Source organism: Haloarcula mannanilytica (assembly GCF_005406125.1).
GTDB classification, from domain to species: domain Archaea; phylum Halobacteriota; class Halobacteria; order Halobacteriales; family Haloarculaceae; genus Haloarcula; species Haloarcula mannanilytica.
On the sequence record NZ_BIXZ01000001.1, the window covers coordinates 210711 to 223974 of the forward strand.

Consider the following 13264-nt stretch of genomic DNA (forward strand, 5'->3'; position numbering starts at 1 on the left):
GCGGCTACAACCGCAGCGAGTCGGCGAGTGCCATGACGCCGTCTTCCGTACGGAGCCGGCGCTGTCGCTGGGCTCCGCTCTCACGGTCGTAAATGTCCCACAGCCCGTCGATACCCAGGCGGTCACTCTCCATCTCGACCAAGTCCTCGACCGAACGCGTGGTCGAAAGGTCACGGGACAGCAGCTCCGCGGACTGGCCGTGGCGAATCGCGCGCCACTTGTTCTCATCGAGGAACTCCCGGCGGAGGCGGCGACCGGACTCGCCGTCCTCGTAGCGCTCGGCGAGATCGATGACGAGCTCGTGAACGTACTCGACGAAGGCCAGCACCCGGTCTGGATCGGCCTGCCCGTCCGGGGCGCGCACCTCGACGGTGCCATGACCCGAATGCGGTCGCACATCGAACCAGAGTTCGCCGCGGTCATCGATGCTTCCCGTTTCGAGCATCCGCTGTTCGTAGGCCTCGAAGGCGTCGTAATCGTCGAAAGCCGTCGGCATCCCGGTGTTGGGCAGGGCTTCGAATATCTTCGCGCGGGCGGATTGGAGGCCGGTGTCGAAGCCGTTCCAGTACGGCGAGTTCGCCGACAGCGCGAGCATCAGCGGAAGGTGCCAGCGGAGTTCGTTCGCCACCCAGACGGCCTTGTCGGCATTGTCGACGCCGACGTGGACGTGGAGGCCCGCGGTCGTGTTGCGGTGTTGTGGATACTGAATCCGGTCAAGTTGGGATTTGTACCGGGGCTTCTCGGCGTGTTCGAGTTCGCGCCACTTCGCCAGCGGGTGCAGGCCCGCCGCGGCGATGCCGAACCCGTTCGCTTCGGCGTGTTCGACCAGCGCGTCCCGGACCGACCGGAGGTGTTCGCCGGCGTCCGCCGGGTCGTCGATGCGCGGCGTCTGTGTCTCGATGACACACTTGAACAGTTCGTGGTCGAGCCGCCCGTCGAGAATCGCCGGCGGCTCCGTCTCGTAGACGAGTTCGTCCGTGCCAGATGTCGGGCGACCGAACTCGTCGACGACGTAGAACTCCTCTTCGATGCCGAGGGTCCCCATGTGGGTAAAATTCTCGGCAGAACCCGTCGCGTCCATTAATCAGCACATCGGAATCGACCCGGTAAAGCCTTCCGTCCCCGCCCGCTCGGCCTGCACAACTGCGATCAGTGCCGGGTGCGTGCCCGCGGTCAGCGCGGTCCCTGTCAGTCGTCTCGGGGCCGGGCCACGATGCCGAGGTGGTCCTCGTGGTATGGGTCCAGCCGCGCCGTCTCAAGCAGTTCGTACGCCGAACTGAGTTCCTCTCGGACGCTGTCGAACACGGCGTCGGGGTCGGCAGTCACGTCCTCGCTCCTGGCTTTGATGGCTGCGAGCAGCCGCCCGTCGTCGGACAGGAACCGCTTGTTGAGTGTCGCCACGCGGGCCTGGCCTCTGGTCGCCACGTCCTGCACGACGACATCGACCGGTTCGACGACGTGCGCGTAGCGCTCGGGCTTGCGCGCGTCTTTCAGCAGTGGGAAGAGATTCCGTCGGCTCTCGGCTGCGTCCAGCAGTTCCCGCACGGGCCGAGGCGCGAACTCGACGGCGTAGGTCGGGCCGCTGAAATCGGCAACGTGGCTCACGGTCGTCCCGGCCGCCGCGCCGAGGTATAGGACGGTCTCGTCGCCATCGAGGCCAGTGTCCATCCCGTGTTCGAGCATCGCGCCGAGTTTCGAGCGGTGGGGGTCCCACCGTCGCCAGTCGCCGTCTGTCCGCTCGCCGTACACCGGCTGTCCCTGCGTGGCGAGGCTCGTCTCACCGTCGAAGTCGTGGCGCTCGACGCCAGTCGGGAGCGTCATTCGTCGCCCTCCTCGGCGCGTGCCTGAATCCGCTCGATGCGCTCGTCGAGTTCCGCCTGGAGTTCCGGTCGGCGGTCGCCGCTGTAGTGGTCGATACGGGCGGCAATCGAGAGCTTCCCCGCGAGTGCTCGTGCCGCCGACCCGCGGTCTTCCCGGCGGGTCCCACGCACGTACTCGTGGGTGAAGATGACGCCGTGTTTCGGCGACGGCGCATTCCCTTTGAGGTGGGCAAACAGCGCGTCTTCCGCGCCCAGCACCTGGACCGTCCCGCTGGGTTTCTTCGCCAGTGCTTCGAGTCCACCGGCCAGCGAGACGAGGCGGGCCGCAAGCACCGGCCCGGCCAGCATCGAGAGGTTCGGCGCGACGGCGGGCGCGGTCCGCTCGATGTACGTCCGCAGTGAATCCGCTTCGTCGGCCAGATCGGCCGTCTGCTCGGCGAGTGCCCGGAGCGCCCGGTCGCCCTCGTCCTCGTCGTCCCGGTCGGCCAGCGAGCGGGCGTACTCGACGCCGCTCCCGCTGTCGCCGTGTCGGCTCCCGCCCCATTCGGCGACCCGCTCGGCGAGTTCGTTGGCCGTCCGTTCGCAGTCGGCCATTGCCCGGACGGCGTGGACGAGTTGCTGGTCGTCAGCGCCCTCCTGTTCGGCGACCGCTGCACCGGTGGCCGCCATCGTCACCTCGTGCAGGCGGTCGTAGTAGTCCGCCTCGTCGTCGGCGAACCCGGTCTCGACGGCCTGCACTGGCCAGTCTTCCGGCGCGTCGGCTCGCCCAGCCGCTATCTGTTCGACAGCGGCCGCGTCGTCGTCCGGGTCCAGCCCGGCGAACCACCCGTTGCTCATAGCCGTGTGTGCACGCCCGACGCGAAAAAGTGACCCGGTTAGTCCCGCGGTACAGAGTAGTGGTCAGCGCATGCCCGGCGGCGGGCCGCGGTCCCGCGGGTCGTCGTCATCGTCCTCCTCTTCGAGGTCGATGCCTGCCTCCTTGCGCCGGCGAATCACTGCCTGTAGCTGTCGGTAGTAGTACAGCGTCCCTACGATACCGATAGTGATGGCGATAGCCGACAGACCGCCGAACAGCCAGAGGTCGCGGTCGAGGTAGTAGCGAACGATTATCTGATCCGAGGTCACCTCGTCCCAGCGGATCACCTGCTGGCCGTCAACGGTCTCGGACTCGTAGCCGCCTGGACTGATCCGCGAGAGGAACGGAATACCGGCCCCGGTGTTGGGCGGAAGCACGACCGTGTACGACCCCTCCCCGCCGAGTGTCGGGGAGCCAAAGCGTTTGCCGGTCCGGGCGACGGAGTACCCGACCTTCCCGGAGACGTTGCCGGGGAAGGAGATGGTCGTTCGCTGGCGGCTCTCCGAGGCGGAAAGCGAGGATTCAGCGGCGCTGACGACTGTCCCGTTGTCGTATCTAAACCGGAGCGCACTGATGGGGACGCTTCGCTCGCGGCCGAGACCGTCAACGGTGTACACGTCGAACGACGACTCGTTTTCGACGGCGTAGACGGCGGTGTATTTCGACTCTTCGATGACGATTGTCCCGTCGGCGGAGGTGTTCCAGTCGTAGCTCGCGTTCTCGTTCAGCCGCTCCGGGTCGACCTCATTGGAGCCGAAGAAGCCGGTACAGCCCGAGAGGGCGACCAGTGCGAGAACGGCGACCAACAGGAGATGGCGGCGTTTCATTGCTGAAAGTCAGGGCACGATTGCCAGCAACTCTGACGGCATGTACTGCCCGATGTCGGCGAGCAGCCCCGGCGGGTCGGTGTCCGGGTTGCAGATGATGCTCTGTTCTAACAGGCCGATGCGTTCGACAGTAACGATGTCCTGGGCGTGGCCGGCGCGGTTGACCGTCGCGCGCGCTTCCGAGCGCGTGACGCTGTTTGCGTTGATACGGCCGTTCCCACGGGTCCACTCGTAGAGGCGGTCTTGCTCGACCTCGGCGAGACGTGCAGGATCGCCCGCGACGAACCGAAGCGGGAGGTGCTGGACCAGTCCGAACCGTTTCCGGATCTGGCTGGGAGTCCCCTGTCCGAGGCCAAGCTGGTCGGCCGGAATCCGGACCGTCTGCCCGAAGCCGACATCGAGGACGAACCCGTCCTCGTCCCAGCTATCGAGCGTGCCGACGTACGTCTCGCCGTCCTCGTGGTCGGCGACCATCTCGCCGAACTCCTCGCGCAACAGGTTCTTCGCGACGGTTGCGTCGGGACCGTCGACGGTCACCGACGGGAACTCGTCGTCCCGCAGGCCGATGTCGTATTCCACGTCGAGGTCGCCGAGTTCGTTGCCGACCATCGAGCGCAGTCCGTCGAGCGTACGGTCCCGGGCGTCGCCGGCGACGTACACTTTTGTACCGAGAACGACCATCAGGCTTCCACGTCCACGTCGGCGTTTAGCTCGTCTCTGAGCTCCTCGATGCGGTTCTCCATCGCGGTGACGAGCCGGGTGTTCTCCATCGTCTCGACCTGATTGCCACATTCGGGGCATTCGAAGCCGAACTCCATCGCCTCGCCGAACTCAAAGCGGATGCCGCAGTGCTCACAGAGGTAGAACTCGTTTTCCCGCTCGTACTCGCGGCGCTCTTCGAGGCCGTCGAGCAGACGGTGCATCTCCTCCTGGAGCTGTTCAGGGATCTTCTCGTACTGGAACGTCCAGAGGTACGTGAGCCACCCCGAGTCCTCGTCCCGGAGCCGGCGGTAGGTGGCGAGGTCGTTCTCGTAGAGAATAAACAGCGCTCTGCGCACGTCGTTCAGTTCGAGCCCGAGCTCCTCGGCCAGTTCCTCGTCGGTCACTTCGCCGTCCGGCGGCGCGGCGGCGACCGGCATCCCTTTCGGTCCGACCAGCTCGTGGAGGTACTTCTGTATGACGGGGTCCTCCAAGAGTTCCTCAAAAGCCATTACCCGCACATCCGGGAGTCATGTGGTTAAAACCATCGGGTCGTCCTCTCTCGAACAGTGAATCAGGGGCCAGATTCCACTGCGAACCATAGAACACACCGTCCCTGGTCCGCTCACTCGATCCGTTCGACTGATGTCTGACAGGAAGCACAGGTCTCCTTGTCGATAGCGACAAAGACGGCCTCACAGGACGGACACTCGTAGAGGTTTGATTCCGGTTCGTCGGCCACCGCGCCATTGCCGTCCCCGCTACCATCGGCCGACTTGGCCCGGGCTCGTTTGTCGGCCACCGTTCTGGTCTGGGGTCCGTCGTCCGATCCCCCCTCCCCACCAGAGAGCACGTCCGACACGGAATCTTTGATTTTGTCTAACATCGTGCGTTGTTACAATACACTAGTCAGTTGAATTACTTTAATTGCTATGGTTTCCCAATTAGTGACAAATCCGGGCGCGAAGGGGTTTATAGCGGTCAGAGGTCGTCGAACGGCCGCGGCGACGCCTGTTCGTACTCGATAACGTCGAATCCCTCGTATGGCTCCCGGGACAGCTCCGTCCACTCCTCCCCCAAGTCCGGGAAGTAGCGGTCGCCTTCGTTGCGCTCGTGGATCCGGCTGAGGAACACCCGACCGGCGAACGGGAGAAACAGGTCGTACACCGCCTCGCCGCCGATGACGTAGGTAACTGGCGAGTCGCTCGCTTCCACGCCGTCGCCGTCGAACCCCTCGGACGTGGCGGCTCGGGCCGCAGCCTCGACCGCGGCTCTTGGTGAGGTGACGTACTCGGCCGTCTCACTTTCGGCGCTCCGGCTGTCGTCGCTCGTCAGAACGACGGTGTAACTTTCGGGCAGGGGGTCCATCGACTCGAACGTCCGGCGGCCGAGGATGACTGGATGGCCCGCGATGCGCTCCTTGTACTGCCGTACGTCCTCGGGGTAGTGCCAGGGGACGCCACCGTCTAGGCCGATGACGTTGTTCTCGTCGGCGGCGACCACGAGGACCAGTTCTGTGTTGGGTGCAGTCATTTGTATCCCAGCGCCTCTAATCGGTCATCGAGCGCCCCGGCAAACTGTGTGTCGGACGCGTCCTCGAACTCGGTGTAGCCCTCCAGTGGCGTGGCGATGTCTACGTTGGTGTACCGCTCACTGTCGAAGTGATCGCGGATGATGGCGGCGTCGATGTCGCGGTCCTCGGCTGTGCCGCCACGACCCCGAACAATCGACTCGTGAGCGTCATCGCCCCAAGCCGCCCGCTTTTGGACCTCGTCGCCGGGCCGGTCGCGGTAGACGAGGCGGGCGTGCTTTGCGAACGGCGCGGCGTCCCCGCAGATTCGCTCAGCTTCCTCGCGCATCGCCGAGCCGATGGGGGCCTGGGAGGCGACGACGCGGCCGCTGGGCGGGACGAACGCCGGACCGTCCGCGTGTTCCTCATCGAGTGCAATCGTCCGGACTGCGTCGGGAAACCGGCTGAGCGTCGCCAGGTCAGTGACGCGGTGCCCGTTGCGCTGGCCCGGTGCCCGAACGACCAGCGGGACGTGATACATCGCGTCGTGGGTTCCGATGCGGTGGCTGACGGCCGGCGGTTCCTCGGGAATCGCCGCCGGTTCGCCGAAGCCCTCGCCGTGGTCGCCAGCGAAGACGACCAGCGTGTCGTCGAGGACGCCCTGCTCGTCCAGCCCGCGAATTAGCGCCTCGAAGATGGCGTCGGCCTGCCGGACCGCGCCGTCGTAAATCTGTTCGAGGATGCCGGCGAAGCCAAGCGACAGGTTCCCGGAGAGGAATTCCCAGTGCCACTTGAACCCCATCGACTCCTGCAGTTCGCGGGAGCGCTCGTCGCTCCACGCGTCGTACTCCGCGAGCGGCTCGTATGGACGGTGCGTGTCCATGAGATTGACGCAGGCCGCCCACTCGCTCTCCCGGCCGTCGATCCACTCCAGCGTCCGGTCGGCGTACCAGAAGCCGTTGGGCCAGTCGCCGAGCGAGCCGTTGGTCTCGTAGGTCGAGTCGTACTGCTCGGGTGAGCCGACGGCCGTCTGAAACACCGCGTCAAGCCCTGATTCGTGGTCGGTCAGGAACGGGTTGTCGGAGAACAGCGCCGTGTTGTAGCCCGCACCAGCCAGTTCCTCGAAGATCGTGTGGCCGGCGTCGAGTTCGGCGGTGTGGTCGATGCCGTGTTCGTGGGCCTCGTGACCCGTGAACATGCTGACGTGGCTGGGGACCGTCCAGTTGCTCGGACTGCGGGCCTGTGCGTATACCGTCGCCTCTTCGGCGAAGACATCGAGAAAGGGCGTCGTGGCCCGGCGATAGCCCAGGGCGGAGGTGTTCCGGGCACGGAGGCTGTCGGCGACGACGAGCAACACGTTGTGACGCGACATCTGCGCGGGAGTTAGCGCCCGGGGCTAAAAGGCCCGCGGCACAACTGCGTGGGTATCATTCTTCGTCGGGGTCGACGACGCGCTTGCCGGTCTCCTGGGGAACGACCACTCTGTCGGGGTTCTCCCATTCGCGGTCGAGTTCCCGGCCCTCGAACAGGCGGTCGAGGAAGACCGCAAGCGAGGCGACTTCGGAGTGGGGCTGGTTGGTGACCCCGACGTTCCAATCGGCGTGTTCGTACACTTCGAAGGGGACCTTCTCAGCGCCGACGACGACCAGCAGCGGTTCCTCGGCATGGGCCGCGCGAACGTCGGCCTCCACGTCCTGGACCGGCTCGCCGTACATCGTCAGGTGGACGACGCTGCCCTCGAAATCGCGGATGAGTCGCTTTGGCTCCTCGGTCGAGGCCACGTCGAAGGGGCCGCCGAACCGCTCGGTGATGTCGATGACGGTGTCGGCCTGATTGCGGGCGGCGTTTGCCAGCACGACCTTGTCGGCCCCGAGCGCGCGTGCGGTCAGTCCGACGTGGGTCGTCATCCGCTCGTCCCGGCCGGGCCGGTGGCCCAGTCGAAGCACCGTCACCTGTGGCGAGTCCTTCATCCGTCGCTCCGCGCCGCTTCGATGGCTGATTGGACCGGCTCGTAGGCGATTTCCTCCCACTCGACGGGCTCGTCGTTGACGAACACGGTCGGCGTGCCCTCCACGCCGCGGTCGATACCGGCCTCGCGGTCTCCGGAGACTGTCGGGCGGTACAGCTCCCCCGTCGCGGCCGCACGGACCGTCTCACCGTCGACATCTAGTCCCTCCGTGAGGTCGGCGTAAGTGTCCGGTCCCAGTTGATTCTGGTTCGCGAACAGGTGTTCGGAGTAGGTGAAGTAGGCCTCGTCGCCGGCGGTGTCCTGTACGGCGCGTGCGGCACTGGCGGCCTGCCACGAGATGGTTTCGTTGACCGGAATCGGGAAGTCATGGAACTCATAGCGGATGGTCCCGTCAGTGAGGTAGTCCTCGCGGACCTGCGGATAGACGGACTCCGAGTAGGTCGCACAGTGTGGGCAGGCGTAGTCCTCGTACACCGCGACCGTCACGTCGGCCTCGGGGTCGCCTGCGACCGGCGTCGAGAGCGGCTGGCCGGGGACGGGTGTCGGCGTTTCCGTTGTTCCGGTTGGTTCCCCCTCCGAACTACCGCCGGAACAGCCGGCTATCGCGCCGAGGGCCACCGTCGTCGCGGAGAGAACGCCGCGGCGAGTGAATCGAGTCATAGCCGTCACTCACAGGGGAAGCTATAAAACGACGTTGTCATCCGTTACTTGCTTACCGACGCCGCCGTAATCGGCCGCGACCACAACGTTTTTTCTCGACTGGAAAGCATCGCAACCATGGACGTATCAGAGAAGCGAATAGTCGTCACCGGTGGGGCGGGCTTTATCGGGTCGCATCTGGTCGAACGCCTCGTTCCGAACAACGACGTTATTGTCGTCGACAACGAATCAAACGGGCAATCCGAGTGGGTCCACGACGACGCCACGTACCTCGACGGCGACCTCACTGATCCCGCCGTCGTCGCCGAAGCTATCACGAGCGATGTCGACCTCGTCGTCCACCTAGCGGCGTCGAAACTGGTCGACACGGACACCCCTCGCCGACAGTTCGAGGACAACAGCGACATCACGTACAACGTCCTCGAACGGATGCAGGAAGCCGGCGTCGAGAACCTCGTGTTTACGTCGTCGTCCACTGTATACGGCGAAGCCCCACGGCCGACGCCGGAGGACTACGCGCCGCTCGAACCGATCAGCGTCTACGGTGCGACGAAACTCGCCGAGGAGTCGCTCGTCTCGACGTACGCCCACAGCCACGACATCCAGTCGTGGGTGTTCCGCTTTGCCAACATCGTCGGTCCACGTCTGCGTGGCGCGGTCATCCCCGATTTCATCGAGAAGCTCACCGAGGACCCGTCGACGCTGACGATTCTCGGCGACGGCCGCCAGGAGAAGTCCTACATGCATATCTCCGAGTGCATCGACGCGATGCTGTTCGCCGTCGAACACGCCGACAAGGACCACAACGTGTTCAATCTGGGCACGCGGACGACCACGTCGGTCGACCGCATCGCCAGCATCGTCGCCGACGAGATGGGTATCGACCCCGACTACGAGTACACCGGGGGCGACCGCGGCTGGACTGGCGATGTGCCGCGGATGCGCCTCTCCGTCGACAAGCTCTCGGCACTGGGCTGGGAACCGGAACAGTCCAGCGACGACGCGGTGCGGCAGTCGACACGGGAACTGCTCGAAGAACTCTGAACGGCGATCAGGCCGGGTACGTCCCGGTCAGTTCCGCTTTGCCGACGACGTGGCCGCTGGCCGCGTCGTAGGCGTCGTCTTTGTCCGCGGCCGGCGAGAGGTCGAGCGTCGTATCTAGCGCGTACAGCAGGAACCGGTAGGTGTGCTCCCGGTCCGGCGGGCTGGGGCCGCCCCAGCCGACCTCGCCAAAGTCGTTCTGTCCCTCTGTGGCCTCGTTGGGGTCCCAGCCCTCCGGAATCTGCCCGATATCTGGCGGCATGTCCCAGACGACCCAGTGGTCCCACACCTTCCCGGCGGGTTCCTCGGCGTCGGGGTCGTCGACGATGAGCAGGAGCGACGACGCCTCCGACGGGACGTTCTCGATTTCCAGGGGCGGGTTCGTGTTCGCCGCCGAGTAGCCGTGTTCCTCGGGGATGCGCTCGCCGTCGTCGAAGGCCGGACTCCGAAGCTGTAGGTCTGCCATGTGCGGATATATGACAGACGAACACAAAAACGTCGTCCCGGCAGCCATTTGCCGCTCCGCGCCGAACCGCCGGACGTGCAGGTCGTGGGCTACCGCGCACGGGTCGACGAACACGCCGGGCTCCTGTTAGCCGAGGACGGGGGCGTTTCCACCGAGCGACTCGACCCGGGAACCGAACTCTCCTACACGCTCGGCGAGCGCCACTGCGCCGGCGCGATCGACGGCGACCGCCATTTTCACTGCGACAACGACTCCGCGCCGTACTGCCCGGAACACACCGATATCTGGCCGTGTGCGCGCTGTACCGGGGACTGCAACAAGCCACTCGACACCTGCGACGAGGAGCACGCGGTGTATCTGGCGGCGTTCGCTCCGAAGACCGTCAAGGTCGGCGTCACCCGCTCCTGGCGACTGGAGACGCGGCTCCGCGAGCAGGGGGCCGACAGGGCGGCCCACCTCCGGACCGTCGCCGACGGCCGCATCGCCCGGCAAGTCGAGGCCGACATCGCCGCCGAACTGGGGGACCGCGTTAGAGTGCCCACCAAGATAACCGGATTCGACCAGTCCGTCGACGCTGACTGGTGGGCGTCGCTGTGTGAGCGCTACGACCCGCTGGCGACCTACGACTTCGAATACGGCCTCGACCTCTCGGACCGGCCGATGGCCGAAACCCTGGCAACGGGCACCGTTCGGGAGACGAAGGGACGGGTCGCTGTGCTTGAGAACAACGGCAGCGTCTACGCCGTCGACCTCCGACAGCTCGTGGGCTATGAACTCACAGACGGCGGGACCGACCGCGATCTCCAGTCGAGTCTCGGGGCGTTCGGGTAACGCGGGACAGTCGGCGTCGCTGTAATCCGCGTGTGGCCGTGCAGAAGACATTTAGTGGCGGCTGTTGGCCATCCTCGTGTGCGACGTGAAACCCTCCTGACCGGTGGCGTGGTCGTGGTCGTCCTGGCCATGCTCATCGGTGCAACAGCGGTCCCCGGCGCGCTCTCCGAACCCCGAGAGGACGTTCGCGAGAGCTATCTCGACCTCCGCGAGACGACCATCGAGCCGGCGTCCGTCGACGGCCAGACGGTGACGCTCTCAATCGACGCGCGGCTCTCCCACCGCGGCGGCCCCGCCGAGAACGTCACCGTGGAGACGCGGGCCATCGACGCGGACACCGGCCTCGTCGCGACGACGACGCGGCGGACGGTCGGGTCGGTTGAAGGGGAACGAGAGGTATCGGTGCGGTCGAACATCACGGTCGAACGGGCGGGCGGGTATCGGATCGATACCATCGTCTACGAGGACGGCGAGCGCGTCCAAACCGGGCGACAGTCGGTCCAGAACGTCGACGCCCTCACGCCTGCGTACGCCCGCAGTTCCGTGACCTTCCAGCGGTTCGAGAACGCGGGCGTCCCGCTGGACTCCATAACCTACCGAATCGACAGCGTCTCGGACAACCAAACGACGCTGAACGTCTCGGTGTACGTCACGAACGCCGGCAACGACCCGTCTGAGGACCTGTCGCTCCGTCTCCGGGCGCGCCAGGCGGATTCGAACGTCATCGCCGACGAATCGACCGTGCGAGTCGGCCAGATTCGCCCCGGCAGGACAGAGATCGTCAGAACCCAGCTTACGGTGCCTGACGGCTACAACTACTGGCTCGACGGCATGCTAGTTTCGGACGGCGTCATCATCGGCACTGAGAGTTCGCCGGCGAACCTCCATCCGACGGAGCGCCTGCAAGAGAACGAAACCAGGCAGGAAGTCGGCTTCCAGTCCAGTGACTTCGAACAGGACCGGCCAGAGGAGCAAGAGATGGACGAACCACCGCAGACTTCGGCCGATGGCCCCGGATTCACGGCACTGATCGGGCTGCTTGCAGTTCTCGCAAGCGCCCTTCTCATCGCACGGAGACAGACCAATGAGTGACACCTCCACTACCGACACAGTGGCACAGGACATCGATGCGGAGACCGGCGACACTGGCGACGAGGCCGATACAGACGGCTCCAGTCGGTCGATAGCCGTCTACGCCCAGTGGGCGATGTTCGGTATCCTCACGCTCGTGGCGCTCATCGCGACGCTACAGTTCTACTTCTCCGCGTCCTCGACGATCGATACGTTTGTCACTGACCGGTACCGTCCGCTGTTCAAGGCGGCGTTCAACCTCGTCGTGTTGCTCGTCTGTGGAATCGGCCTCTCGGTGCTGGTCCGACGGCTCGCCTGAGCTTGCCGTCCATATCAGGTACCCACAGTCGTCGTTTCAGTGTTCCGAGCTTTCAGGGGCGTGTCAGCCATACGTCGAGAGGTACCTGCATGACCCGACGACACACGACGCGGCGACGGCTTCTGGTGAATTGCAGCGTCATCGCTGGCGTTGGCCTGGCCGGCTGTACGGGTGGCGAGGAATCGACCGAAACCGACCGGACGCCGACACCTACTGCCGACGGCGATGGCGGTGCCGATCCGACGGCGACAGCGACCGATGAGCCGACGGCGACGGACACGGAGACGGCAACGTCGGACCAGGCGGCCGTCGAGACGCTAGTCTCGGTCGGCGGTGACCGCGTGCCCGAAAACATGGCGCTCGGTCCCGACGGCGGACTGTACTTCGGTATCACGGCCGGCGAGGTTCGGCGCGTCTCCGCGGACCAGACCGGAGCGACGGGGCTTACCCTCGACGAGACGGAGCAGATCGCCACCCTACCCGGTGCTATCGGCGTCGAGGCGGCTCCCGATGGGACAGTATACGTCGCCGTCGCCACGCAGGACGACCAGGCGGGCGTCTGGGAAGTTCCACCTGACGGCGAAGCCACCCAGCTCGTCGGGATCAGCGGGTTCCCGAACGACATCCACTACGACGCTGACCGGGAGCGACTGCTGGTGACAGAGTCCCAAAACGGCGTAGTCTACGCGGTCACGACCGACGGCGAGCGGTCGACCTGGTTGGACGACGACCGGCTGGACACGGAGAGTTTCGGCGCGAACGGCATCACCCGCGACGGCGAGGGCAACGTCTACGTCGCGGTGACGCGGGCTCCCGAAGAAACCGGCCGGCTACTCCGCGTCCCGGTCCAGTCGGACGGCTCTGCGGGCGAAGCGTCGATGTTCTTCGAGGGCGGGGCTATCTTCGGAGCGGACGGCATCGCCAGCCGAGACGGGGACATCTACGTGGCGGCCAACAGTCAGAACCGCGTCGTCCGAGTAACTGCGGACGGGACCACGGAGACGGTGGCAACCGAAGGCGACGGGCTGGTGTTTCCCTCGGATGTCCTCTTCGGAACCGGGGACCAGCAGGGGTCGCTGTTCATCTGCAACTTCGCGAACGACTCCCCTGAAGACGGTGCGATTCTCCGGACCAGCGTCCCCCGGTGACCGACCGCTCATTGGGTCTATAGTGGCCTGTCCCCGGACGGCAACCC

Annotated in this window: 17 protein-coding genes; 5 read left to right on the top strand and 12 right to left on the bottom strand. The window is 65.6% G+C overall.

Annotation, left to right across the window (positions count from 1 at the left end):
* Positions 1–4: 4 nt before the first annotated feature.
* The 11 genes from Harman_RS00990 to Harman_RS01040 form a co-directional block, all read right to left on the bottom strand.
* On the bottom strand, positions 5–1081 hold the full coding sequence (locus Harman_RS00990) for a glutamate--cysteine ligase (RefSeq protein ID WP_137681964.1): 1077 nt from the start codon (positions 1079–1081) through the stop codon (positions 5–7).
* A 107-nt stretch (positions 1082–1188) separates the two neighbouring features.
* Entirely contained in the window at positions 1189–1821 is a 633-nt protein-coding gene (locus tag Harman_RS00995; RefSeq protein ID WP_137681965.1) for a fibrillarin-like rRNA/tRNA 2'-O-methyltransferase, read from the bottom strand.
* Entirely contained in the window at positions 1818–2657 is an 840-nt protein-coding gene (locus Harman_RS01000) for an NOP5/NOP56 family protein (RefSeq protein WP_137681966.1), read from the bottom strand. The genes Harman_RS00995 and Harman_RS01000 overlap by 4 nt, the downstream gene beginning before the upstream one ends.
* Positions 2658–2720: 63 nt before the next feature.
* Entirely contained in the window at positions 2721–3503 is a 783-nt protein-coding gene (locus Harman_RS01005) for a DUF5803 family protein (RefSeq protein ID WP_137681967.1), read from the bottom strand.
* 9 nt (positions 3504–3512) lie between these two features.
* Positions 3513–4184 carry a DUF2110 family protein gene (locus tag Harman_RS01010; protein ID WP_137681968.1) on the bottom strand — a complete coding sequence of 224 codons (672 nt, stop codon included), beginning with the start codon at positions 4182–4184 and terminating at the stop codon, positions 3513–3515.
* The gene (gene tfe, locus Harman_RS01015) at positions 4184–4714 is read right to left on the bottom strand and encodes a transcription factor E (RefSeq protein WP_004592762.1); all 531 of its coding nucleotides are present in this window, start codon (positions 4712–4714) and stop codon (positions 4184–4186) included. Before tfe ends, Harman_RS01010 begins: the two co-directional genes overlap by 1 nt.
* A 113-nt stretch (positions 4715–4827) precedes the next feature.
* Positions 4828–5088, bottom strand: a complete 261-nt coding sequence (locus tag Harman_RS01020; RefSeq protein WP_137681969.1) for a hypothetical protein — start codon at positions 5086–5088, stop codon at positions 4828–4830.
* A gap of 95 nt (positions 5089–5183) precedes the next feature.
* Positions 5184–5735, bottom strand: a complete 552-nt coding sequence (locus Harman_RS01025; RefSeq protein WP_137681970.1) for a dihydrofolate reductase — start codon at positions 5733–5735, stop codon at positions 5184–5186.
* A complete protein-coding gene (locus Harman_RS01030) occupies positions 5732–7084 on the bottom strand; it encodes a sulfatase (RefSeq protein WP_137681971.1) in 1353 nt (450 codons plus the stop codon). The genes Harman_RS01025 and Harman_RS01030 overlap by 4 nt, the downstream gene beginning before the upstream one ends.
* 55 nt (positions 7085–7139) lie before the next feature.
* Positions 7140–7682, bottom strand: coding sequence for a tRNA (cytidine(56)-2'-O)-methyltransferase (locus Harman_RS01035; RefSeq protein ID WP_137681972.1), 543 nt, complete (start codon positions 7680–7682; stop codon positions 7140–7142).
* Positions 7679–8341, bottom strand: coding sequence for a DsbA family protein (locus Harman_RS01040; RefSeq protein ID WP_137681973.1), 663 nt, complete (start codon positions 8339–8341; stop codon positions 7679–7681). Before Harman_RS01040 ends, Harman_RS01035 begins: the two co-directional genes overlap by 4 nt.
* Positions 8342–8458: 117 nt before the next feature.
* Between Harman_RS01040 and Harman_RS01045 the strand changes: the two genes are divergently transcribed.
* Positions 8459–9385: an NAD-dependent epimerase/dehydratase family protein gene (locus tag Harman_RS01045; protein ID WP_137681974.1), complete on the top strand. Its 927-nt coding sequence runs from the start codon at positions 8459–8461 to the stop codon at positions 9383–9385.
* A gap of 7 nt (positions 9386–9392) precedes the next feature.
* Here the strand turns inward: Harman_RS01045 and Harman_RS01050 are convergent, their stop codons facing one another.
* On the bottom strand, positions 9393–9848 hold the full coding sequence (locus tag Harman_RS01050; RefSeq protein WP_137681975.1) for a YbhB/YbcL family Raf kinase inhibitor-like protein: 456 nt from the start codon (positions 9846–9848) through the stop codon (positions 9393–9395).
* A gap of 48 nt (positions 9849–9896) precedes the next feature.
* Here Harman_RS01050 and Harman_RS01055 point away from each other — a divergent pair, with 48 nt between their 5' ends.
* From Harman_RS01055 to Harman_RS01070, 4 genes are all read left to right on the top strand, one after another.
* Entirely contained in the window at positions 9897–10679 is a 783-nt protein-coding gene (locus tag Harman_RS01055; protein WP_137681976.1) for a DUF2797 domain-containing protein, read from the top strand.
* Positions 10680–10757: 78 nt separating this feature from the next.
* Positions 10758–11771, top strand: coding sequence for a DUF7490 domain-containing protein (locus Harman_RS01060; RefSeq protein ID WP_137681977.1), 1014 nt, complete (start codon positions 10758–10760; stop codon positions 11769–11771).
* A complete protein-coding gene (locus tag Harman_RS01065) occupies positions 11764–12069 on the top strand; it encodes a hypothetical protein (protein ID WP_137681978.1) in 306 nt (101 codons plus the stop codon). Before Harman_RS01060 ends, Harman_RS01065 begins: the two co-directional genes overlap by 8 nt.
* 89 nt (positions 12070–12158) lie before the next feature.
* Entirely contained in the window at positions 12159–13217 is a 1059-nt protein-coding gene (locus tag Harman_RS01070; protein WP_137681979.1) for an SMP-30/gluconolactonase/LRE family protein, read from the top strand.
* The last annotated feature ends 47 nt before the right edge of the window (positions 13218–13264 follow it).